13 protein-coding genes, 1 tRNA gene and 1 pseudogene are annotated in these 20,153 nt (G+C 72.9%); 12 read left to right on the forward strand and 3 right to left on the reverse strand.

Features of this window, described 5'->3' with window-relative positions; translation table 11 throughout:
- Window positions 1-273 precede the first annotated feature (273 nt).
- From ACQEVC_RS11775 to topA, 4 genes are all read left to right on the forward strand, one after another.
- Entirely contained in the window at window positions 274-2,649 is a 2,376-nt protein-coding gene (locus ACQEVC_RS11775; RefSeq protein WP_432876218.1) for a sodium-translocating pyrophosphatase, read from the forward strand.
- A gap of 286 nt (window positions 2,650-2,935) precedes the next feature.
- Window positions 2,936-3,478, forward strand: coding sequence for a hypothetical protein (locus ACQEVC_RS11780; RefSeq protein WP_432876220.1), 543 nt, complete (start codon window positions 2,936-2,938; stop codon window positions 3,476-3,478).
- A 269-nt stretch (window positions 3,479-3,747) separates the two neighbouring features.
- Window positions 3,748-4,425: a hypothetical protein gene (locus tag ACQEVC_RS11785; RefSeq protein ID WP_432891309.1), complete on the forward strand. Its 678-nt coding sequence runs from the start codon at window positions 3,748-3,750 to the stop codon at window positions 4,423-4,425.
- A 369-nt stretch (window positions 4,426-4,794) separates the two neighbouring features.
- A complete protein-coding gene (gene topA, locus ACQEVC_RS11790) occupies window positions 4,795-7,674 on the forward strand; it encodes a type I DNA topoisomerase (RefSeq protein WP_432891312.1) in 2,880 nt (959 codons plus the stop codon).
- A 396-nt stretch (window positions 7,675-8,070) separates the two neighbouring features.
- On the opposite strand, the gene ACQEVC_RS11795 is transcribed toward topA, so the two are convergent.
- The gene (locus ACQEVC_RS11795) at window positions 8,071-9,393 is read right to left on the reverse strand and encodes a D-arabinono-1,4-lactone oxidase (protein WP_432876222.1); all 1,323 of its coding nucleotides are present in this window, start codon (window positions 9,391-9,393) and stop codon (window positions 8,071-8,073) included.
- Window positions 9,394-9,588: 195 nt separating this feature from the next.
- On the opposite strand from ACQEVC_RS11795, the gene ACQEVC_RS11800 reads away from it, so the two are divergent.
- Complete coding sequence (locus tag ACQEVC_RS11800) at window positions 9,589-10,233, forward strand: TetR family transcriptional regulator (RefSeq protein ID WP_432876224.1); 645 nt, start codon at window positions 9,589-9,591, stop codon at window positions 10,231-10,233.
- Between the two features lie 42 nt (window positions 10,234-10,275).
- Here the strand turns inward: ACQEVC_RS11800 and ACQEVC_RS11805 are convergent, their stop codons facing one another.
- A complete protein-coding gene (locus tag ACQEVC_RS11805) occupies window positions 10,276-11,496 on the reverse strand; it encodes an amino acid deaminase/aldolase (RefSeq protein ID WP_432876226.1) in 1,221 nt (406 codons plus the stop codon).
- 374 nt (window positions 11,497-11,870) lie between these two features.
- On the opposite strand from ACQEVC_RS11805, the pseudogene tmk reads away from it, so the two are divergent.
- The 6 genes and pseudogenes from tmk to ACQEVC_RS11835 all read left to right on the forward strand — a co-directional run.
- Window positions 11,871-13,916 (forward strand): annotated as a pseudogene (gene tmk, locus ACQEVC_RS11810) (dTMP kinase); the annotation flags it as partial.
- A gap of 377 nt (window positions 13,917-14,293) precedes the next feature.
- Complete coding sequence (locus ACQEVC_RS11815; RefSeq protein ID WP_432876228.1) at window positions 14,294-15,559, forward strand: DNA polymerase III subunit delta'; 1,266 nt, start codon at window positions 14,294-14,296, stop codon at window positions 15,557-15,559.
- Window positions 15,560-15,855: 296 nt separating this feature from the next.
- Entirely contained in the window at window positions 15,856-16,182 is a 327-nt protein-coding gene (locus tag ACQEVC_RS11820; protein WP_432876230.1) for a YbaB/EbfC family DNA-binding protein, read from the forward strand.
- Window positions 16,183-16,488 (forward strand): hypothetical protein, encoded by a 306-nt coding sequence (locus ACQEVC_RS11825; protein WP_432876232.1) that lies wholly within the window; start codon window positions 16,183-16,185, stop codon window positions 16,486-16,488.
- The gene (locus ACQEVC_RS11830) at window positions 16,488-17,171 is read left to right on the forward strand and encodes a hypothetical protein (RefSeq protein WP_432876234.1); all 684 of its coding nucleotides are present in this window, start codon (window positions 16,488-16,490) and stop codon (window positions 17,169-17,171) included. The genes ACQEVC_RS11825 and ACQEVC_RS11830 overlap by 1 nt, the downstream gene beginning before the upstream one ends.
- A 94-nt stretch (window positions 17,172-17,265) precedes the next feature.
- Complete coding sequence (locus tag ACQEVC_RS11835; protein ID WP_318398850.1) at window positions 17,266-18,114, forward strand: PSP1 domain-containing protein; 849 nt, start codon at window positions 17,266-17,268, stop codon at window positions 18,112-18,114.
- Window positions 18,115-18,134: 20 nt separating this feature from the next.
- Here ACQEVC_RS11835 and ACQEVC_RS11840 read toward each other — a convergent pair whose 3' ends face one another.
- Window positions 18,135-19,859 carry a metallophosphoesterase family protein gene (locus tag ACQEVC_RS11840; protein ID WP_432876237.1) on the reverse strand — a complete coding sequence of 575 codons (1,725 nt, stop codon included), beginning with the start codon at window positions 19,857-19,859 and terminating at the stop codon, window positions 18,135-18,137.
- A gap of 206 nt (window positions 19,860-20,065) precedes the next feature.
- Here ACQEVC_RS11840 and ACQEVC_RS11845 point away from each other — a divergent pair.
- Window positions 20,066-20,139 (forward strand) — tRNA-Thr (locus tag ACQEVC_RS11845).
- The last annotated feature ends 14 nt before the right edge of the window (window positions 20,140-20,153 follow it).

The following is a 20,153-nucleotide window of genomic DNA, read 5'->3' on the forward strand; positions in this document are numbered from 1 at the left end:
GCACCCGCATTATCAGAACCGCGCGGCTAACACAGCGACGAAGATCATCGCGACCGGGCGGGTCCTCTGTGTGACCTCCAACACGACGGCCCGCTAGAGTACCCGGGGTTATCAGCAAGTGTGCTGGTCCCGCTCCTGTGGGTGGGGGAGCATCGCCGATCGCGGGGGCAGGTGGGTCGGCGGAACGCTTGCGAATTTGTCGCTCCACGCGTGGAGACGTCTGGCCGGTTCGTCCGCCGGCCGGGCGCGAGTGTTCGGTACAGGAGGACATAGATGTCCGTATATAGGGCCGCTGATGGTGGCGGGCTGTCCCTCGGCGGCGAGAACCTGTCGTACGTCGTCGTCGCGGCGGTTATCGCCCTGGTGGCGCTCGGCTTCGCGGGTGCGCTGACCAAGGCCGTGCTCTCGACCGGCAGAGGCACCGAGAAGATGCAGGAGATCGCGGGCGCCGTGCAGGAGGGGGCCTCGGCCTACCTGCTCCGGCAGTTCCGCACCCTCGCCATCTTCGTCGTGGCCGCCGTGATCCTGCTCTTCCTGCTGCCGGTGCACGACACCGAGGGCAACGAGACGCTGGTGAAGATCGGCCGATCGGGATTCTTCGTGGTCGGTGCCCTGTTCAGTGCGTTCATCGGTGGCGCCGGCATGGCCCTGGCCACCCGGGCCAACCTGCGGGTCGCGGCCGCCGCCCGGGAGCACCAGGGCGGCCGGGAAGCGGCGATGCAGATCGCGTTCCGCACCGGCGGCGTGGTCGGCTTCCTCACCGTCGGCCTCGGCCTGGTCGGTGCGGCGGCGGTTGTCCTGATCTACAAGGGTGACGCGCCGACCGTGCTGGAGGGCTTCGGTTTCGGTGCCGCGCTGCTCGCCATGTTCATGCGGGTCGGCGGCGGCATCTTCACCAAGGCGGCCGACGTCGGTGCCGACCTGGTCGGCAAGGTCGAGCAGGGCATCCCGGAGGACGACCCGCGCAACGCGGCGACCATCGCCGACAACGTGGGCGACAACGTCGGTGACTGCGCCGGCATGGCGGCCGACCTGTTCGAGTCGTACGCGGTGACCCTGGTCGCCGCGCTGATCCTCGGCCGGGCCGCCTTCGGCGAGCACGGGCTGGTCTTCCCGCTGATCGTTTCCACCATCGGCGTGCTGATCGCCATCCTCGGGGTGTTCATCACCCGGCTGCGGGCCGGCGACCGGTCCGGGCTCACCGCGATCAACCGGGCGTTCTACGCCTCCGCGGTGGTCTCGGCGATCCTGGTCGCGGTGATGGCCTTCGTCTATCTGCCGGCCACCTGGGCCGAGCTGCTCGGCAACGAGTGGCGCAGCGCGCTCGGCCTCGCCGAGGGTGCGGCCGAGCCGATCGACCCGCGGATCCTCGCCATCGGCGCCGTGGTGATCGGCATCGTGCTGGCCGCCGCCATCCAGGCGCTGACCGGGTACTTCACCGAGACCAACCGGCGGCCGGTGCAGGACATCGGCAAGTCGTCGCTGACCGGCCCGGCCACCGTGGTGCTGGCCGGCATCAGCGTCGGGCTGGAGTCGGCGGTCTACTCCGCACTGCTGATCGGCGCCGGAGTCTTCGGCGCGTTCCTGCTGGGCGGCGGCTCGCTCACGCTCTCGCTCTTCGCGGTGGCGCTGGCCGGTACCGGTCTGCTCACCACGGTCGGCGTGATCGTCGCGATGGACACCTTCGGGCCGATCTCCGACAACGCGCAGGGCATCGCCGAGATGTCCGGCGACATCGACGAGCAGGGTGCGCGTACGCTCACCGAGCTGGACGCGGTCGGCAACACCACCAAGGCGATCACCAAGGGCATCGCGATCGCCACGGCGGTGCTCGCCGCCACCGCGCTCTTCGGGTCGTACACCGACACGCTCGGCACGGCGCTGCGGGACGCGGGTTCCGACCTGTCGATCGACGGGCTGCTCAATGTGGCCAACCCGCGCAACCTGGTGGGTCTGATCGTCGGTGCCGCGGTGGTCTTCCTCTTCTCCGGTCTGGCCATCAACGCGGTCTCCCGCTCGGCCGGTGCCGTGGTGATGGAGGTACGCCGGCAGTTCCGCGAGCTGCCCGGGATCATGGATTACAGCCAGCGGCCGGAGTACGGCAAGGTGGTCGACATCTGCACCCGGGACGCGCAGCGCGAGCTGATGACCCCGGGGCTGCTCGCCATCCTGGCGCCGATCGCGGTCGGCTTCGGGCTCGGCCCGGGCGCGCTGGCGGCCTACCTGGCCGGCGCGATCGGGGCCGGCACCCTGATGGCGGTCTTCCTGGCCAACTCGGGTGGTGCCTGGGACAACGCCAAGAAGCTGGTCGAGGACGGCGCGTTCGGCGGCAAGGGCTCGGACGCGCACGCGGCCACGGTGATCGGTGACACGGTCGGTGACCCGTTCAAGGACACCGCCGGGCCGGCGATCAACCCGCTGATCAAGGTGATGAACCTGGTCTCGCTGCTGATCGCCCCGGCAGTGGTCGGCTGGAGCGTCGGCGAGGACAAGAACACCGGGCTGCGGATCGGGGTCGCGGTCGTCGCGGCGCTGATCATCGTCGCGGCGGTGGTGTTCAGCAAGCGCAAGCCGGTGGCCATGTCGGACTCCGACACCGGTGCCGGCAGCGGCAGCTCCGACCAGCAGCCGCAGACCGCCAACGTCTGAGGCGGGACAGTCCGGATCCGGGCCCGTCGCGTACGCGCGACGGGCCCGGATCCGTTCGGCGACGGCGGGCCCTCCCACCGGCCGGCTCGGGGCGGACTGATGTCCGGCACCGCTGGCCGGCACCGCTGGCCGGCTCGGGGCGGTTCGACGTGCGGCACCGTCGGCCGGCTCGGGGCGGTTCGAGTGCGGCACCGCTGGCGGGTCGGGGTGGTTCGACGGGTGGTCCGGGGCGGCTCGGCCGATTACCCCCCTCGCGAAGCCCGCTCCAACCCGTACGCTGCAACGCATGCGTACCCCCCGCACGGCATCCGCCGGAAGGTTCACGGCGGCCCTGTGCACGATCGCCCTGCTCCTCGGGGGCTGCGCCGGGGGACCCACCCCGCAGGCCTGGGCCGCCGCGGTCTGCGCGGCACTGGCACCGTGGCGGGCCGAGATCGGGACGCTGACCCGGAGCACCCAGCAGCAGATGACCGCGCAGACCAGTCCGGCGCAGGCCAAGGAGAATCTGGTCCGGCTGCTCAGAGGTGCCGAACAGGCCAGCGAGACCGCCCGGCAGAAGGTGGAGGCGGCCGGCGTACCGGACACCGAGAAAGGTGAGGCGGTCTCCAAGGGCTTCGTCGCCTCGCTGACCGCCGTCCGGGACGCCTACGGCCGGGCCGGCGCGGCGATCGAAGCACTCGGCACCGGGCAGGCCGGCGAGTTCTACGACGGTGTCAAGGCCGCGGTCGACACCCTCAACAAGGAGTACGAATCCAGTTCGCTCGACACCAGCGAGCTGGATTCGGTGGAGTTGAAGCGGGCCTTCGACGAGGTTCCGGAGTGTCGCTGACGCCCCCCGTCCCGCCCGTACCGGCCGAGTCGCCCGACCCGGCCGGCATGGCCTCCGAGCCACCCGAGCCACCCGGCCCGCCCTCGGAGCCACCCGACCCACCCTCGGAGCCGACCGGCCCGATCCCGCCCCAGCCCCAGCCGCCCGGCGTGGCAGCGGGCGAGCGGCCCGAGGCAACGGATGAGCAGCCCCGAACAGCGGGCGAGCAGCCCGGGACAATGCATGAGCAGCCCGGGGTAACGGGCGAGCAGCCCGAGCTGGTCGGGGTGTTGCCGGAGCGACCCGGCCCGGATGCCGAGCCGGCCGGCGCGGCGCGGGAAGGGCCCGAGCGGCCGGACGGGGCGAGGAGTCCGACCACCCCGCCGGTACGGCAGCTCTCGCTCTTCGGGGTGGAGGCCGCCGACCCGTCCGTCGGTGACCTCGCCGGGCTGCTGGCCGGGCCGGGCGAGCTGGTCCGGATGGGTGGCACCGCCCGGATCACCATGGTGGTGGACGCCGCCTGGCGGGTGCACGTACTCGTCGCCGAGCTGGCTCGCCGGGGGTTGACCGCGAGCTGGCTGGGTCGGGTGGCGGAGCAGCACGGGGTGCAGACCTCCTACAGCACCCTGCTCGCCCCGCTGGCGGCGGGTTGGCTGCGTGGCACGGTGAAGCGGCCGCCCGGCAACTTCTTCCTGACCGGTCCCCGGCTGCGGCTCTGGGCGGCGGCGGCCGGCACTCCCGAGCCGCTCGGTTTCGTGCTCCGGCTCGGTGCCGCCGACGAGGCGTGCTGGGAGCCGGTCGGTGCGGCGCTGGCCGCGATCGGCCTGCCGGCGGTGCTGCTCGACACGGGGGCCGGCGGTCCGGCGTACCGGATCACCGGGCGACGCCGGCTGGCCCGGCTGGCGGAGTTGGTGGGTGACCGCCCACCGACCGCGCCGCCGAGCCAGTGGCCGGGTGGTCCGGCGTGAGTACCCTCGATGGAGTACCCGCCGGAGGCCCGGAGGGATCGACCGGTGTCGTATCCCGGACAGCCGGAAGTCAGATTTGTTCGGTTAATCCGGTTAGCAACCCACTGGGTGGGGCATGATCCGTCCGGTTGGTCCCGCACGGATCGCCCGTGGGTGTACGGTGTCGCCGTCCGGCATGACCGCCCGTCCCGTGTTGTTGCACCCGGTGTTACCGCAGCGTAGCGGTGCTCTTCTCGGGCCGCGCAACTCCGCGGTCGGGGAGCGCGTTACGTTGGACGTCTGGCCACCGGGCGGCCGATCCGGCCCCGGCGGCGAGCGCGGACAGGGCGGTCCGCAGGGGGAAAGATCGTGAGTGAGGTCAGGAGAGACGTGCCGAGCAACGCCAGGAGCACCCGTCTGGTCATCGTCGAGTCACCGGCGAAGGCCAAGACGATCTCGGGCTATCTCGGCCCGGGATACGTCGTCGAGGCCAGCCTGGGTCACGTCCGTGACCTGCCGCGCAACGCCGACGACGTGCCCGCCAAATACAAGGGCGAGTCGTGGGCCCGGCTCGGGGTCGACGTCGACAACGGGTTCGCCGCCCTCTACGTCGTGTCGCCGGACCGCAGGCAGCAGATCAGCAAGCTGACCCGGCTGGCCAAGGAGGTGGACGAGGTCTTCCTCGCCACCGACGAGGACCGCGAGGGCGAGGCCATCGCCTGGCACCTGGTCGAGACGCTCAAGCCCAAGGTGCCGGTCAAGCGGATGGTCTTCCACGAGATCACCCGGCAGGCCATCCAGGCCGCGGTGGCGAACCCGCGCGAGATCGACCGCGACCTGGTCGACGCCCAGGAGGCCCGGCGGATCCTGGACCGGCTCTACGGCTACGAGGTCTCCCCGGTGCTGTGGCGCAAGGTCCGCTCCGGGCTGTCCGCCGGCCGGGTCCAGTCGGTGGCCACCCGGATCGTGGTCGAGCGCGAGCGGCAGCGGATGGCGTTCCGCAGCGCGGAGTACTGGGACATCCTGGCCACCCTCGCCGTGCGGGGCACCGCCGAGGGCCCGCGCAACTTCTCCGCCACCCTGGTCGCGCTCAACGGCGACCGGATCGCCAGCGGCAAGGACTTCGAGCCGACCACCGGCCAGGTGAAGCCGGGTGCCGGGGTGATGCACCTCGACGAGGCGGGCGCCCGTGGACTGGCCGCTCGCCTCGACGGGCGGCCTTTCACTGTGACCCGGGTGGACGAGAAGCCCTACCGGCGCCGCCCGTACGCGCCGTTCATCACCTCGACGCTCCAGCAGGAGGCGGCCCGGAAGCTGCGCTTCTCCTCCCAGCAGACGATGCGTACCGCCCAGCGGCTGTACGAGAACGGCTACATCACCTATATGCGTACCGACTCGGTGAACCTGTCGGAGACGGCCATCGCGGCCGCCCGCCGGCAGATCGCCGAGCTGTACGGCGAGCGGAACGTGCCGCCGGAGCCCCGCCGCTACACCGGCAAGGTGAAGAACGCCCAGGAGGCGCACGAGGCGATCCGTCCCGCCGGGGACAACTTCCGCACTCCGGGTGAGCTGGCGAACGAGCTCTCCGCCGAGGAGTTCCGGCTCTACGAGCTGATCTGGCGGCGGACCATCGCGTCCCAGATGACCGACGCGGTCGGCTCCAGCGTCTCGGTGCGGATCCGGGCGGTCTCCGGCGCGGGCGAGGAGGCCGACTTCGGCGCGACCGGCAAGACCATCACCGAGCCGGGCTTCCTGCGGGCGTACGTGGAGTCGTCCGACGACGAGAACGCCGAGGCCGAGGACGCCGAGCGGCGGCTGCCGAACCTGGTCAAGGACCAGCCGCTGACCGCCGAGGAACTGGCCGCTACCGGGCACCACACCCAGCCGCCGTCCCGCTACACGGAAGCGTCGCTGGTCAAGTCGCTGGAGGAGCTGGGCATCGGCCGGCCGTCCACGTACGCCTCGATCATGGCGACCATCCAGGACCGGGGGTACGTCTTCAAGCGCGGCCAGGCGCTGATCCCGTCGTTCCTGGCGTTCGCCGTGGTCGGCCTGCTGGAGCGGCACTACCCGCGACTCGTCGACTACAACTTCACCGCGGCGATGGAGAACGAGCTGGACGAGATCGCCGGTGGCGACCACGCGGCGGTGGACTTCCTGACCTCGTTCTACTTCGGCAGCGAGATGGGTGGCGACCAGTCGGTGGCCCGGTCCGGCGGGCTGAAGAAGATGGTCACCGAGAACCTGAGCGAGATCGACGCGCGCAGTGTGAACTCGATCCCGCTGTTCCGGGACGACGAGGGGCGCGACGTCGTGGTCCGGGTCGGCCGGTACGGCCCGTACCTGCAACGGAGCCTGCCCGGCGCGGAGCCGGCAGCCCGGGACACCGGCGACGGCGGCCCGCCCGAGGACACCTCCCCGGCCGGCGACCGGGCGCCGATCCCGGAGGGTGTGGCCCCGGACGAACTGACCCCGGAGAAGGTGCACGAGCTGTTCCTCGGCGGTGGCGGCGAGCGCAAGCTCGGCGAGCACCCGGAGACCGGCGAGCCGATCGTGCTCAAGTCCGGCCGGTTCGGCCCGTACGTGGCCAGTGGCGAGCGCAAGTCGTCGCTGCTCCGCTCCCAGTCGCCGGAGTCGCTGACGATGACCGAGGCGCTGCAACTGCTCACCCTGCCCCGGGTGGTCGGGGTGGCTCCGGACGGCGCCGAGGTGCTGGCCGCGAACGGCCGCTACGGCCCGTACGTGAAGCGCGGGGACGAATTCCGGTCGCTGGAGTCGGAGGAGCAGCTCTTCACGGTCACCCTGGACCAGGCGCTGGCCCTGCTGGCGGCGCCGAAGACCCGGCAGCGCCGGGCGGCGGCCCCGCCGCTGCGGGAGATGGGCGCGGATCCGCTGACCGAGAAGCCGCTGGTGATCAAGGACGGCCGGTTCGGGCCGTACGTCACCGACGGCGAGACCAACGCGTCGTTGCGGCGCGGCCAGACTCCGGAGGCGCTGACCCTGGAGGAGGCGTCGGAGATGCTGGCCGAGAAGCGGGCCAAGGGCCCGGCGCCGCGCAAGCGGGCGGCCAAGAAGGCGACCGCCAAGAAGACGGCGGCGAAGGCGACCGGCGGCGAGACGGCCGCGAAGAAGGCGACCGCGAAGAAGACGGCGGCCAAGAAGACCGCCGCGAAGAAGACCACCGCCGCGAAGGCGACGGCGGCGAAGAAGGCTCCCGCCAAGAAGGCCGCCCCGCCGAAGGCCACCACCACCGCCGACCCGACCGACTGACCCCTGCACCCGCCCGGTGTGGGTGGGTCGGCAAGATCTTGGCGAGTTGCGGTTCCCTGCGAGCCACAACTCGCCAAGAATCTTGGCTCGGCCTGAAGCCGGCCGGCCGGCGCGGTCAGGTCGTCGAGCCAGTAGACGGTAAAGGCGGCGATCCGTCCGTCCGGTGCCTCGGCGACGATCTCCCGCTCGGCGGAGTAGCCGGGCCCGGTCGTCACCGCCGACCGGTACAGCTCGGCGATCCAGGCCGCGAAGGTCCGCGACAGGCGCGGCAGGCCGGCGGTCCCTCGTCATCGGTCCTCGCAAGCGTCCGAGTAGGGCCGTATCCGCGCATGGGGCTCGTCACCGGGCCGGTATGAGGCATCGCCCGGCCCGGGGGCCGAACGATTTCCGGCCGGGTCAGGCCCCGAGCACCTGCTCGGTGTAGGAGTTCGCGAAGACCCGGTCCGGGTCGAGCCGGTCCCGCACGGCCACGAAGTCGGCGAACCGGGGGTACGCCGGGCGCAGCGACTCGGCGTCCCGGTAGTGCAGCTTGCCCCAGTGCGGCCGGCCGCCCAGTTCGGTGGCGATCCGCTCGAAGGCCCGGAAGTACGGCTCGGCCGGCATCCCGGCGTACTGGTGGATCGCCACGTACGCCGACTCGCGCCCGTGGCCGTGCGAGAGCCAGATGTCGTCCGGGGCGGTGAACCGGACCTCGACCGGGAAGAGCACCCGGAACGGCAACTCGTCGATCACCCGGCGCAGCCCGGCCAGCGCCTCCGGCAGGGCGGACCGGGGCAGGGCGTACTCCATCTCCTCGAACCGGACCCGGCGCGGGGTGCAGAAGACCCGGTCGGAGCGGGCGGTGTAGCTGCGCGCGGTGAGCGCCCGGGCGGAGACGGCGGAGATCGTCGGTACCAGGGCCGGGGCGGCCCGGCCGAGCCGGCAGGCTCCGGCGAAGACGGAGTTGGCGAGGAAGTCGTCGTCCAGCCAGCTCCGGAACCGGGGCAGCGGCCGGTCGTCGGCGGGTACCCGGTTGTTGACCTTCACCTGCACCCGGTCGGTGTACGGGAACCAGTAGAACTCGAAGTGGTCGTTCCGGCCGACCAGGTCGGGCAGCTCGGCGAGCACCTCAGCGAGCGGTGCCGGGCGCTCGTCGGCGCGGAGCACGAAGGCGTCCACGCAGTTCAGGGTCACCTCGGTGATCACCCCGAGGGCACCGAGCCCGACCCGGGCCGCCGCGAAGACGTCGGCGTTCCGGTCGGCGGAGCACTCCAGCAACTCACCGGTCCCGGTGACCAGGGTCAGTCCGGCGACGAAGGTGGAGAGGCAGCCGTAGCCGGCGCCGGTGCCGTGGGTACCGGTCGAGATCGCCCCGGCCAGCGTCTGCGCGTCGATGTCGCCGAGATTGGCCAGCGCCAAATCGTGTCCGGCGAGCACCTCGTTGAGCGCGTGCAGGGTGATTCCAGCCGGTACGGTGATCAGCCGACGCCCGGAATCGACCCGGACCGGTCCGGTCAGCGCGGTGAGATCGACCCGCTGGTCGTCGGCCCGGGCGATCGCGGTGAACGAGTGGCCGCTGCCGACCGGCTTGATCCGCCGGCCGGTGGCCCGGGCGGCCTGGATCGTGGCGACGACCTCGTCCACGGTCGACGGTCGCAGCGCGTCGCCGGTGACGCGCTGGTTGCCGGCCCAGTTGGACCATGAGGAGGTGACTCCGGGTGGTGCGGTACGCCCGCTCATCTGACCTCCCCTGGCTCTGACCAGGTCGCCGATGGACAAACATGAATTAGACTCGCGTCAAGGTGTACCAGGGCGAGTAAATCAGGATCGTCACGGCGAGTAAATACCGATATCCGTTCGGCTCGTTAGTCCGGATAGCGTTTCGAAACCGTGACGCCTAGTAACCTTCACCCCGTCGAAAGGGAGTGGCGACGAGTGTCCACGTCAACCGCCACATCCGGTCCACTGCGCCGCGTACCGGTGCAGGGCCGCAGCGTCGCCCGGGTCCAGCGCATGCTCGACGCCTGTGCCGAGATAGTCGACGAGGTCGGCTACGAGGGGCTGACCACGACCCTGCTCGCCGAGCGCGCCGGAGTGGCCATCGGGTCGGTGTACCAGTTCTTCCCCGACAAGCGAGCGATCGTGCAGGCACTGACCCTGCGCAACATGGAGGCGTACCTGGAGCGGCTCAGCGACCGGTTCTCCCGGGGCGACCTGACCCACTGGTGGGACGGGGTCGACGCCGCGATCGACGAGTACATCACGATGCACCGGAGGGTGCCCGGCTTCCGTACCCTGCACTTCGGCGACGTCGTCGACGTGCACCTGCTGGACGAGGACCGGGACAACAACGGCGTCATCGCCGAGCAGTTGGCCAGGGTGCTGGTCGAGCAGTTCGGCACCGCCGACGCCCCCCGGCTGCGCTTCGCGCTGGAGATCGCGGTCGAGGCGGCCGACGCGTTGATCAAACTGGCGTTCCGGCGCGATCCGGAGGGCGACGAGAAGGTGCTGACCGAGGCGACCGCACTGATCCGGGAGTACCTGCACCGGCACGTCGACGCCGCTCCCTCGGCCGGCTAGCCGGCCACCGGTCCACCAGTACCGCGGCCGGCCGGTGCGCGCTCAGAGAAAGGCCCGGCCCTCGCCGCGATAGGTCGGCACCGTGCCCACGACCCGGTCCGACTCCACCAGGTGCAGTTCGCCGACGTGTTCCGCCAGCTCGCCGGCCTTGGCGTGCCGGAACCAGACCCGGTCGCCGACCCGCAGCGACTCGGCGGCGGCGCCGGTCACCGGGGTCTGCACCTCCCCGGCGCCCTCGGTGCCGGTCAGCCGCAGACCCGGCGGCAGCCACGGGGTGGGCAGCCGGGTCCGGTCGGCCGGCCCGGACGCCACCCAACCACCGCCGAGCAGGGTCACCACCCTGGCGGCGGGACGGCGGACCACCGGCAGCGCGAAGAACGCCGCCGGTCGGGGCCGCCAGCTCCGGTAGGCGTCGAACAGCGTCGGCCCGTACAGGCCCGACCCGGCGGTGATCTCGGTTACCGCCGGGTCCGCCGCGGTCAGTGCGACGCTGCCGGTGCCGCCACCGTTGACGAACTCCAGGTCGGCGTGGTCGCGTACCGCCGCGACCGCCGCCGCGCGCCGGTGCACCAGTTCCCGGTACGACCGCCGTTGCAGCAGCCGGATGGTGGCACCGCGAACCGCCTGCCGGGGCGGTGCGTCGCCGAGCCCGGCGATCTGTGCCTCGTACGCCATCAAACCGACCAGCCGGAAGCCCGGCCGCTGCGCGATGGCGCCGGCCAGCGTGCCGGCCTCGCCGGCCGAGTGCACCGGTGAGCGGCGGATGCCGACGTGCAGCCGGCCACCGAAGGCGTCGGCCATCGGCCGCCAGGACGCGTCCAGATCGAGGCAGGTCCGGATCTCCGCGCGGGAGCCGGCAGTGGCGACCGCGTCGACCAGGTCGAGTTGGGCGGGGTTGTCCACCATCAGGCAGATCTTGGCGGCCAGCTCCGGGTCGGCGGCGAGCTGGGCCAGCGCCTGCCGATCGGTGCTCGGGTAGCCGACCAGCGCGTCGTCGGTCACGCCGCTGCGGACCAGCCAGATCGCCTCGGCCAGCGTGTACGCCATCACGCCGCCCCAGCCGGGTCCGGCCAGGGCCCGGCCGAGCAGGGCCTGGCAGCGCAGCGACTTGCTGGCGACCCGGAGCGGCTTGCCGCCGGCCTGGTCGGTCAGGGCGCTGGCGTTGGCGTCGAACGCGTCGAGGTCGACCACGGCGAACGGTGGTTCGAGGTGCGCGGTCGCCCGGTCCAGGCGTTGGCGCAGGATGTCGCGTTCGGTGGCCATTTGAGCACGCTAACGCCCGAAGCGATAATGCGAAACTGTCTCGCATATCTGGGCGTGGCGTCCGGGGCGACCCGTAGCTGCCCGACGCCGCTTGCCGGGGAGATCCACGATGCGTCCCCTGGGTCCCCGCTCCGGGGAATGTCGGGGTCGGGGCGGATCCGTACCGCGATTAGAGTGTGCTCGGGGGAGCCCAGCCATGGGCCGGGGCGCGGAGGGGTACGACCATCGACGACAACGACAGGAGCGCGGAGCGCACAGCGCAGTCGCCGCCCGGTACTCCCACGCCACCCACCGCCGCCGGTCCGGTCGACCGGACCGGCTACCAGGCGCTCCGCTCGGTCATGCGGATCCGTCCGTTCCGCCGGCTCTGGCTGGTGCTCGGCGCCGCCTCGTTCGGTGACTGGCTCGGCCTGCTGGCCACCTCGCTCTTCGCCGCCTCCCAGGTCACCGGCGACACCGCCAAGGGCCTCGCCTTCGGCGGCGTGATCGCGGTCCGGCTGCTCCCGGCGCTGGTTCTCGGCCCGATCGCCGGGGTGCTGGCCGACCGGTTCGACCGGCGCCTCACCATGGTCATCTGCGACCTGCTGCGGTTCGTGCTGTTTGCCTCGATCCCGCTCGCCGCCCTGCTCGACGTCGGCGGTGGCCTGGTGGTCGGCTGGGCGGCGGTCGCCACCTTCCTGATCGAGGCGATAACCCTGATCTGGATCCCGGCCAAGGAGGCCGCGGTCCCGAACCTGATCCCACGGACCCGGCTGGAGGTGGCCAACCAGCTCACGCTGATCACCACCTACGGGGTCACCCCGGTGCTGGCCGCCATCGTCGCCGCGGTGTTGGACCGCAGCGTGCGAGCCGCCGCCGGTGGACCGCCGCCGGACTGGGCCGAGCCGGCCCAGTTGGCCCTCTACGTCAACTCGTTGAGCCGGCTGGCCACTGCGCTGGTGGTCTTCTTCGGAATTCGGGAGATCAGCGGCCGGGGCGATCGTCGGAGTGTCCAGCAGATCGAGCAGAGCGCGTTGCGCCAGTTCGTCGACGGCTGGCGGTTCATCGGCAAGACTCCGCTGGTCCGGGGTCTGGTGCTCGGCATCTTCGGCGCGTTCGCCGGTGGCGGTGTGGTGATCGGCACCGCGAACTTCTTCACCAAGTCGCTGGCCGCCGGTGAGGCGGCATTCTCCCTGCTCTTCGGCGCGATCTTCCTCGGCCTGTCGCTCGGCATCGGGCTCGGGCCGATGATCGTCCGGGAGATGTCCCGGCGGCGCTGGTTCGGCATGAGCATCGTGCTGGCCAGCGCCTCGGTGCTGGTACTCGCCGGCTCCATCCACCTATCCATGGCGATCCTCGGCGCGGTACTGGTCGGCGCGGGCGCCGGAATGGCCTTCCTGGCCGGTACCACCCTGCTCGGCGGGGAGATCGCCGACGAGGTACGCGGCCGGGTCTTCGCCGTGGTGCAGACCGGGACCAGGCTGGTGCTGATCCTGGCCATCTCGGTGAGCAGCCTGCTGGTCGGCGTCGGCGGCTCCTGGCAACTGCGCATCGCCGACCTGGGCATCTCGGTCTCCTCGACCCGACTGCTGCTGCTGGTCGCCGGGGCGGCCGGCATCCTCACCGGGATCAAGGCGTTCCGCCAGATGGACGACAAGCCGGGCGTACCGGTGCTGTCCGACCTCTGGGGCTCGATCCGGGGGCGTCCGCTCTTCCCGGCCGAGCCGTTCACCGCGACCGGAGCCTTCGTGGTCTTCGAGGGCGGTGAGGGCGCGGGCAAGTCGACCCAGGCGAACAAGCTGGCCGAGGTGCTGCGCCGGCAGCACCACGAGGTGGTGGTGACCCGGGAGCCGGGCGCGACCGGGGTCGGGGAGCAGATCCGCGGCCTGGTGCTCGGCCGTACCACCGGACAAGACGCGCTCGCCCCCCGGGCGGAGGCACTGCTCTACGCCGCCGACCGGGCCCACCACGTCGCCACGGTGGTCCGCCCGGCGCTGGCCCGCGGCGCGGTGGTGATCAGCGACCGGTACGTCGACTCGTCCCTCGCCTACCAGGGCGCCGGCCGGACCCTGCCGGTCGAGGAGGTCTCCTGGCTCTCCTCCTGGGCCACCGGCGGCCTCAAGCCCGACCTGGTGGTACTGCTCGACATCGAGCCCCGGACCGGTCTGGCCCGGGTGGACGCCCGGGGCGGCGACCCGGACCGGCTGGAGGGCGAGTCGATCGACTTCCACGACCGGGTCCGGTACGCCTTCCTCGACCTGGCCGCCGCCGACCCCAAGCGCTACCTGGTGCTCGACGCCTCCCGGCCGGTCGACGAGCTGGCGGGGGCGGTGGCCGAGCGGGTCACCGGGATGCTCGCCGACCCGGATGCGACCGGCCATCCGGAACCGGCGAGCCCGCCGGACACCTCGGCCCGACCGGAGTTATCCGAAGCCGAGCTGCGGATGCTGGCGGAATCGCGGGCCGAGGCGGAGTCCCGGACCGGGGCGGATCTCCCGGTCGCCACCGAGACGGTCGCGGAACCGGAGCGGGCGGCCGGGGCCACCCGGGGACGCGGCGACGGAGCCACCCGGGCACGCGGCGAGGGGGCCACCCCGGGGCGCGGCGACGAGGACGCCGGGACCGATGGCGACGGGGCCACCCGGGCGAGCGAGGAGGCCGCCACCGGCCGGCCGACCGACCAGGAGGGTGCGGCCACCGCTCCGGTCCGGTTGGTGGGCCGGCCCGGGCAGCCGGTCGACGACGGCGCGCCGGGCCGGGCCGGGCCGGGCCGCACCGGCGGCGCGACGGGCGGCTTCGAACTCGAACGGCGACCCTGATGCCCGAGGTCTTCGTCGACCTGGTGGGCCAGCCCGAGGCGGTCGACCTGCTTCGCCGGGCCGCCGCCGCCGCGGAGACGATCCGTGCCGCCGCGGTCGCGGAGAGCGTCGCCCCCGACGGCACGGGCCCGGCCGTCGGGGACGACCCGGCCGGCGGTACCCCGGACGTGGCCGGTGCCGGCAGCGCGATGACGCACGCCTGGATCTTCACCGGGCCACCCGGCTCCGGGCGGTCGGTCGCGGCCCGGGCGTTCGCGGCGGCGCTCCAGTGCCTCCGGGGCACCGGCTGCGGCGAGTGCGCCGGCTGCCACACGACGCTCGCCGGAACCCATGCCGACGTACGGTTCGTGGTGCCGGAGGGGCTCTCCATCGGGGTCGGCGAGATGCGGGCCCTGGTGCTGCGGGCGGCCAGCACGCCGAGCGGGGGACGCTGGCAGGTGCTCGTCATCGAGGATGCGGACCGGCTCACCGAGGCGGCCGGCAACGCGCTGCTCAAGGCGATCGAGGAGCCGCCGCCGCGTACCGTCTTCCTGCTCTGCACCCCGTCCACGCACCCGGACGACATCTCGGTGACCATCCGCTCCCGGTGCCGGGTGGTGGCGCTGCGCCAGCCGCCGGCCGAGGCGGTGGCGGCCGTACTCCGGGACCGGGACGGCATCGCGCCAGACGTGGCCGTGTGGGCGGCAGCGGCGGCCCAGGGGCACGTCGGCCGGGCCCGCCGGCTGGCCCGGGACCCGGAAGCCCGCAAGCGGCGGGAGGCCGTGCTGGCCCTGCCGCGCAAACTGACCGGCGTCGGCGCCTGCTTCGACGCCGCCTCCGCGCTGATCGAGGCGGCCGAGGCCGAGGCGGCGTCGGCGGTGGTCGAGGCCGACGCGGCCGAGCGGGCCGCGCTGGAGACCGCGCTCGGCGCCGGGGGCACCGGGCGGGGCGCGTCGGGCGCGATCCGGGGCGCCGCCGGGCAGCTCAAGGACCTCGAACGCCGGCAGAAGTCCCGGGCCACCCGCGCCCAGCGGGACGCGCTGGACCGGGCCCTGGTCGACCTGGCCGGCTTCTACCGGGACGTGCTGACCCTCTCGCTGCGTGCCCCGGTCGAGCCGGTGCACACCGACGTCGCCGGGATGGCCGGCTCGGCCGCCGCGAAGTGGACCGCCGAGGGCACCCTGCGCCGGCTGGAGGCGGTGCTCGGCTGCCGTACGGCGATCGAGACCAACGTCAAGCCGCGGATCGCCGTCGAGGCGATGATGCTCGCCCTCTGGCGCGGCTGAGCGGCCCGTCCCGGCCGGCGGCCGATTCGCCGACTGCCCGGGAGTTCCGTCCTGATCAGGGAGATCTTGGGGCGAAGGGTTCCCTTCGGGCGGGTCGCCCGGTACGGTTCGGTGCCGTAACGCAGCGAAGGCGGCACATTCGGTGAGCCGATGTGCACGGCTTCGCCTGGCGTGGCCGACGACGACCCGACCCGCCCGGCCCCGTGCGGGGTGGCGGCTCACCGGCCAATCGGGTAGCGGCCAATCGGGTAGCGGGCATCGGGGTAGCGGGCATCGGGAAGCGGGAGGACCTGCCGGTGGCGCGGGAGATCGACCAGTCGTGGGTCGAGGAGGCGATCGAGCGCTATCGGCGCGTCGAGGCGCTGCGGGCCGAGTTCGACGAGGCGATCCGGCGGGTGCAGGTCACCGTCCGCTCCCCGGATGGGCTGGTCGAGCTGATCGTCACCGCCGACGGCTCGGTCGACGACGTGCGGTTCGTGGGCGCACCGCAGGTGCGTACCGGGCCGGAGGTGGCCCGGTCGGTCCGGGCCGCCATCACGGCCGCCGACGACGCCGCCCGGTGGGCCCGGGAGAAGCTCTACACCGAGACGTTCGGCGAGTACCGCCGACTGACGGAGGCCTGAGTGGACAGCCTCCGGGACCTCGCCGGCCGGCTCGACGGCGCGGGTGGCAGCCTCGCCGAACTCGCCCGGCGGCTGCCGTACGCCGGGCCGTCCGGCAGTGCCTTCGGTGCCGACGGCCCGGGGCGGCTCGGCGAGATCGGTGGACTGCTGCACCGCCAGTGGTCGGCCGCGCTCGACAACCGGGCCCGGGAACTGCTGGCCACGGCCGAGCGGCTGACCGACACCGGCAGCGCACTGCGGATCGCCGGGACGGCGTACGCCGACAGCGACGCGGCGGCCTACCGCCGTCGGCCGGAGGAGGCGTGATGGACGTCCTCGAGCAACTCGCCGAGCCCGCCGTCACGCTGTCCGGGCGGGTCGACGACCTCCTTGCCGCCGCCGGTGCGCCGGACCGGCACCGGATCTGGCCGCTGCTACGCCGGCTCCGGGTGCTGCCCGGCGACGCCGTGCGGGCGGTGCTCGGGCTGCGGCCGGGGGAGCTGGCCGCCGCCGGGGGTGAGGTGAGCGGCGAACTGCGCCGGACCTACCGCGAGGCCGGGGCGGTCGTGGCCGACGGCGGCTCGTGGCAGGGCCCGGCCGCCGAGGCGTACGCGGCACACCGCACTGGGCTGGCGGGTCACCTGACCGGCCTGGCGGGGCGGGCGGACGCCACGGCGGCGTACGCCGAGGCGGTCGCCGGGTGGATCGCCGACACCCGGTACGCGCTGGCCCGCACCCTCGCCGACGTGCTCGGCTCGGCGGAGGCGGTGGCCGTGCTGACGGTCCGGGACGGCGGGTTCGGGGCGGCGCCGTCCGGCGTCACGCCCGGAGGACTGCCGGTCGAGTCGGCCGCCGCCGAGATCGGCGCCCGGATCCTGGCCACGGTCGCCGAGGCGTACGACCAGGCGGAGGCGCTGCCCCAGCGCTGGGCGGCCGAGCTGGACCTCCTCGACCACCGTCCCCCGGACGCCCCCGTCGTACGCCCCGACGGCGGCCGGATCGTGCTGTGATCTCCGGGTGCGGCCGTGCGGCCCGAGCCGGCCGCTGACCGCCGGGCTTCGTACGAGGTTCGGCGGACGCCGGGATCCGTCGTAGGGTGAGCGGATGGGCATGCTGTGCGCGGTCAGTTTCAACCGTTACGGCCGCCTCTACTACCTCGACCCGGGTGAGCTGCGGCCGGCGGTCGGCGACCGGGTGCTGGTCCCCACCGACGAGGGGACCGAGGTGGCGGAGTGCGTCTGGGCCGCGCAGTGGGTGTCGGACGACACCAGCGGCTTTCCCCGGCTGGCCGGCCTGGCCGGCGAGGAGGACCTGCGCCGAGACGAGATGCTGCGCAAACGGAAGGCGGAGGCGAAGGTCGCCGCGAAGCGGCTGATCCGGGAACACGGGCTGCCGATGAAGGTGGTCGCCGTCGACCACGTCATCGAGTCGACACCGAGCGGGGGGTCGAACGGGTCCCGGACCACCATCTACTTCACCGCGCCGCACCGGGTCGACTTCCGGTCGCTGGTCCGCGACCTGGGCGCCACCCTGCACTGCCGGGTCGAGCTGCGCCAGCTCTCCGCCCGGGACTCCGCCCGGGTGCAGGGCGGCATCGGCTCCTGCGGGCGTGACCTCTGCTGCGCCACCTTCCTGACCGACTTCGAGCCGGTGACCATCCGGATGGCCAAGGACCAGGAGTTGCCGCTCAACCCGCTGCGCATCTCCGGTGCCTGTGGGCGGCTGATGTGCTGTCTGAAGTACGAACATCCGCTCTACCAGCAGTTCCAGGCGTCGGCGCCGGCGATCGGGTCCCGGGTCTCCACTCCGGAGGGCTCCGGTCGGGTGGTCGCGCACAGCGTGCCGCGCGACTCGGTGGTGGTCCGGATGGACGCCGACGGGTCCCGCTGCTCGTGCAGCCGCGCCTCGGTCTGCGGCCCGCGCAAGGCCCACGACGAGCACTACGCCGGCTGACTTCCCGCCGGCCGGCCGGGTCAGCGGAGCGTGAACGGCGGTTCGGCGAGCCGGAACGGCAGTGGCTGGCCCGGTGTGAGCCAGGCGGCGTCCGGGGCGCCGTCCGGGTCGGCCCGCCAGCGCCGGCAGATCCTGTCCACCGCGACCGGATAGCCGGTGAGCGTGCCGTCGGCGGCGATGTGCAGCCGGAGGAAGCTCTTCGCGTCCTCGATGCCCTGACCGGCGAAGAGTTCGTTGAGGTTGACCCCGAACGAGCCGGCCACCAGCAGATACAGCGCGGTGAGCTGGCTGGCCACCAGGCCGGCGATCGGCCCGTAGACCACCGCCGCCGCGACCACCGGCAGCGGCCACGGCCAGGCGTGGAAGAAGAGCTGGAGCCAGAGCCAGGTGCCGGCGGCGGCCAGCCCGATGTGGGCGAACCCGTGACAGAGCCCGAGGATCCAGTGCCGGGCGTGCCGTTTGCCGCTGGCACTGGGCGGCTTGGCGAAGAAGACCGCACCGACCAGCGTGACGATCAACATGATGGCGAGCGGGATGCTGAACAGCCGCTGGGCTGTCGCCTCGGAGCGCGGCGCCACCACCCCGGCCATGGCCAGCATCAGCAGCGTGTGCAGCCCGCCGAGCAGGGTGGTGAAGCCCGGGTTGCGCAGCGGGAGCCGGCCGAAGATGCCCCAGCCGTACCGCCGGGACCGGGCCGCGTCCGGATAGCGGCCGGCCAACTCGTACGACTGGCTGGTGCTGGCCCGCCGGACCAGGGTGTCTTTCGGCGGCACCTCGATCCGGGCCGGCAACTTGTGGGTGGGATAGAGGTAGGCGCCGCCGCCACCGCAGGTGACCAGGTCGCGGTCCGGTCCGGTGTACCGGGCGTAGTGGTGCAGGTCGCCGGAGAGCAGCAGCCGCACCCGGGCGCCGGTCGGCGCGACCACGGTACGGATGAAGTAGTCGATGGTGTCGTACTCGTGGGGCTTGTCGACGGCCTTGACCCAGCTCGGTTCCGGCACCGCGATGATCACCTTCGACTCGGCGGTGAGCTTCTTCGCCGCCTCCTCGAAGTAGCGCAGTTGCGGGTCGTCGAGGTAGACCCCGGACTGCCCGTCCAGCCCGAACAGCCACCAGTCGGCCGGTAGTCCGACCGCGAAGTACGACCGGCTCTGCGGGGTACGCCAGCCGCCGACGTTGTCGTCCCGGGAGCGGACGAAGAGCCGCAGGAACGCAGTGAGGCCGTCGTACCAGTCGTGGTTGCCGGGGACGGCGTAGAGCACCGGAGGCGGGCCGTCGGCCGGCGGCTGCGGCATGGCCGCCTGGTAGGGCCCCTTGCACCGGTTCTCGTACGCCTCGCCGCTGGCCGTCGGATAGACCTGGTCGCCACCCATCAGCAGCATCTGGCCACGCGGCAGCCGGTGCCCGTCCACCTCCAGCTCCGGGCGGGTGAGCAGGTAGGCGACCGAGTAGGTGGCGTTGAACCCGTCGCCGAGGTCGGCCACGAAGTCCAGCCACAGGTCGCCGTCCGGGCCGACCTGCCGGGTCACCGTGCCGGGCAGCGAGTTCTGCAACTCCCGCTTGTCCAGGTACGCACCGAAGAGCAGGGCCAGCAGGGTACGCAGCCCGGTGCTGATCAGGAGCAGCGGCGCCAGCCAGGGCACCGGGCGCTGCGGGGTGAAGCCGAGTTCGCGCGGATCGAGGCTGCCGGGTCGGGGTGGGGCCGCCGGCTGCGCCGGGATCGGCGGCGCCTGGTGATCGGTCATCGATGGAAGCCTAGTCGGGGCGCCCGTTACCGCACTGTCCGCCTGCCGACCGTTCGGGGCGGTGTGCGGCGGCTCTCGGCCCGGATCCGGCGGAGCGCCTCGGCCGGCCGGGGCGGGTTCGGCGGGTGCCTGATCGTCTCCCGGGGCACACCGCCGGGAAACCCCCGAGCCGGGTCGGCGCCCGGTGTCGTACACTTGCCGGCGTTGCCGCCTTAGCTCAGTCGGTCAGAGCGACGCACTCGTAATGCGTAGGTCGACGGTTCGATTCCGTCAGGCGGCTCAGAGAAGAGGCCC

Origin of the sequence: Plantactinospora sp. CA-294935, assembly GCF_050936445.1 — a bacterium.
Lineage (GTDB): Bacteria > Actinomycetota > Actinomycetes > Mycobacteriales > Micromonosporaceae > Plantactinospora.

Bases quoted from the DNA above. Each gene is read 5' to 3' on its own strand.
- ACQEVC_RS11775 (WP_432876218.1), top strand. From the start codon at position 274: ATGTCCGTATATAGGGCCGCTGATGGTGGCGGGCTGTCCCTCGGCGGC.
- ACQEVC_RS11835 (WP_318398850.1), top strand. From the start codon at position 17,266: ATGGGCATGCTGTGCGCGGTCAGTTTCAACCGTTACGGCCGCCTCTAC.
- ACQEVC_RS11815 (WP_432876228.1), top strand. From the start codon at position 14,294: ATGCCCGAGGTCTTCGTCGACCTGGTGGGCCAGCCCGAGGCGGTCGAC.
- ACQEVC_RS11780 (WP_432876220.1), top strand. From the start codon at position 2,936: ATGCGTACCCCCCGCACGGCATCCGCCGGAAGGTTCACGGCGGCCCTG.
- ACQEVC_RS11830 (WP_432876234.1), top strand. From the start codon at position 16,488: ATGGACGTCCTCGAGCAACTCGCCGAGCCCGCCGTCACGCTGTCCGGG.
- ACQEVC_RS11805 (WP_432876226.1), bottom strand. From the start codon at position 11,496: ATGGCCACCGAACGCGACATCCTGCGCCAACGCCTGGACCGGGCGACC.
- ACQEVC_RS11795 (WP_432876222.1), bottom strand. From the start codon at position 9,393: ATGAGCGGGCGTACCGCACCACCCGGAGTCACCTCCTCATGGTCCAAC.
- ACQEVC_RS11840 (WP_432876237.1), bottom strand. From the start codon at position 19,859: ATGACCGATCACCAGGCGCCGCCGATCCCGGCGCAGCCGGCGGCCCCA.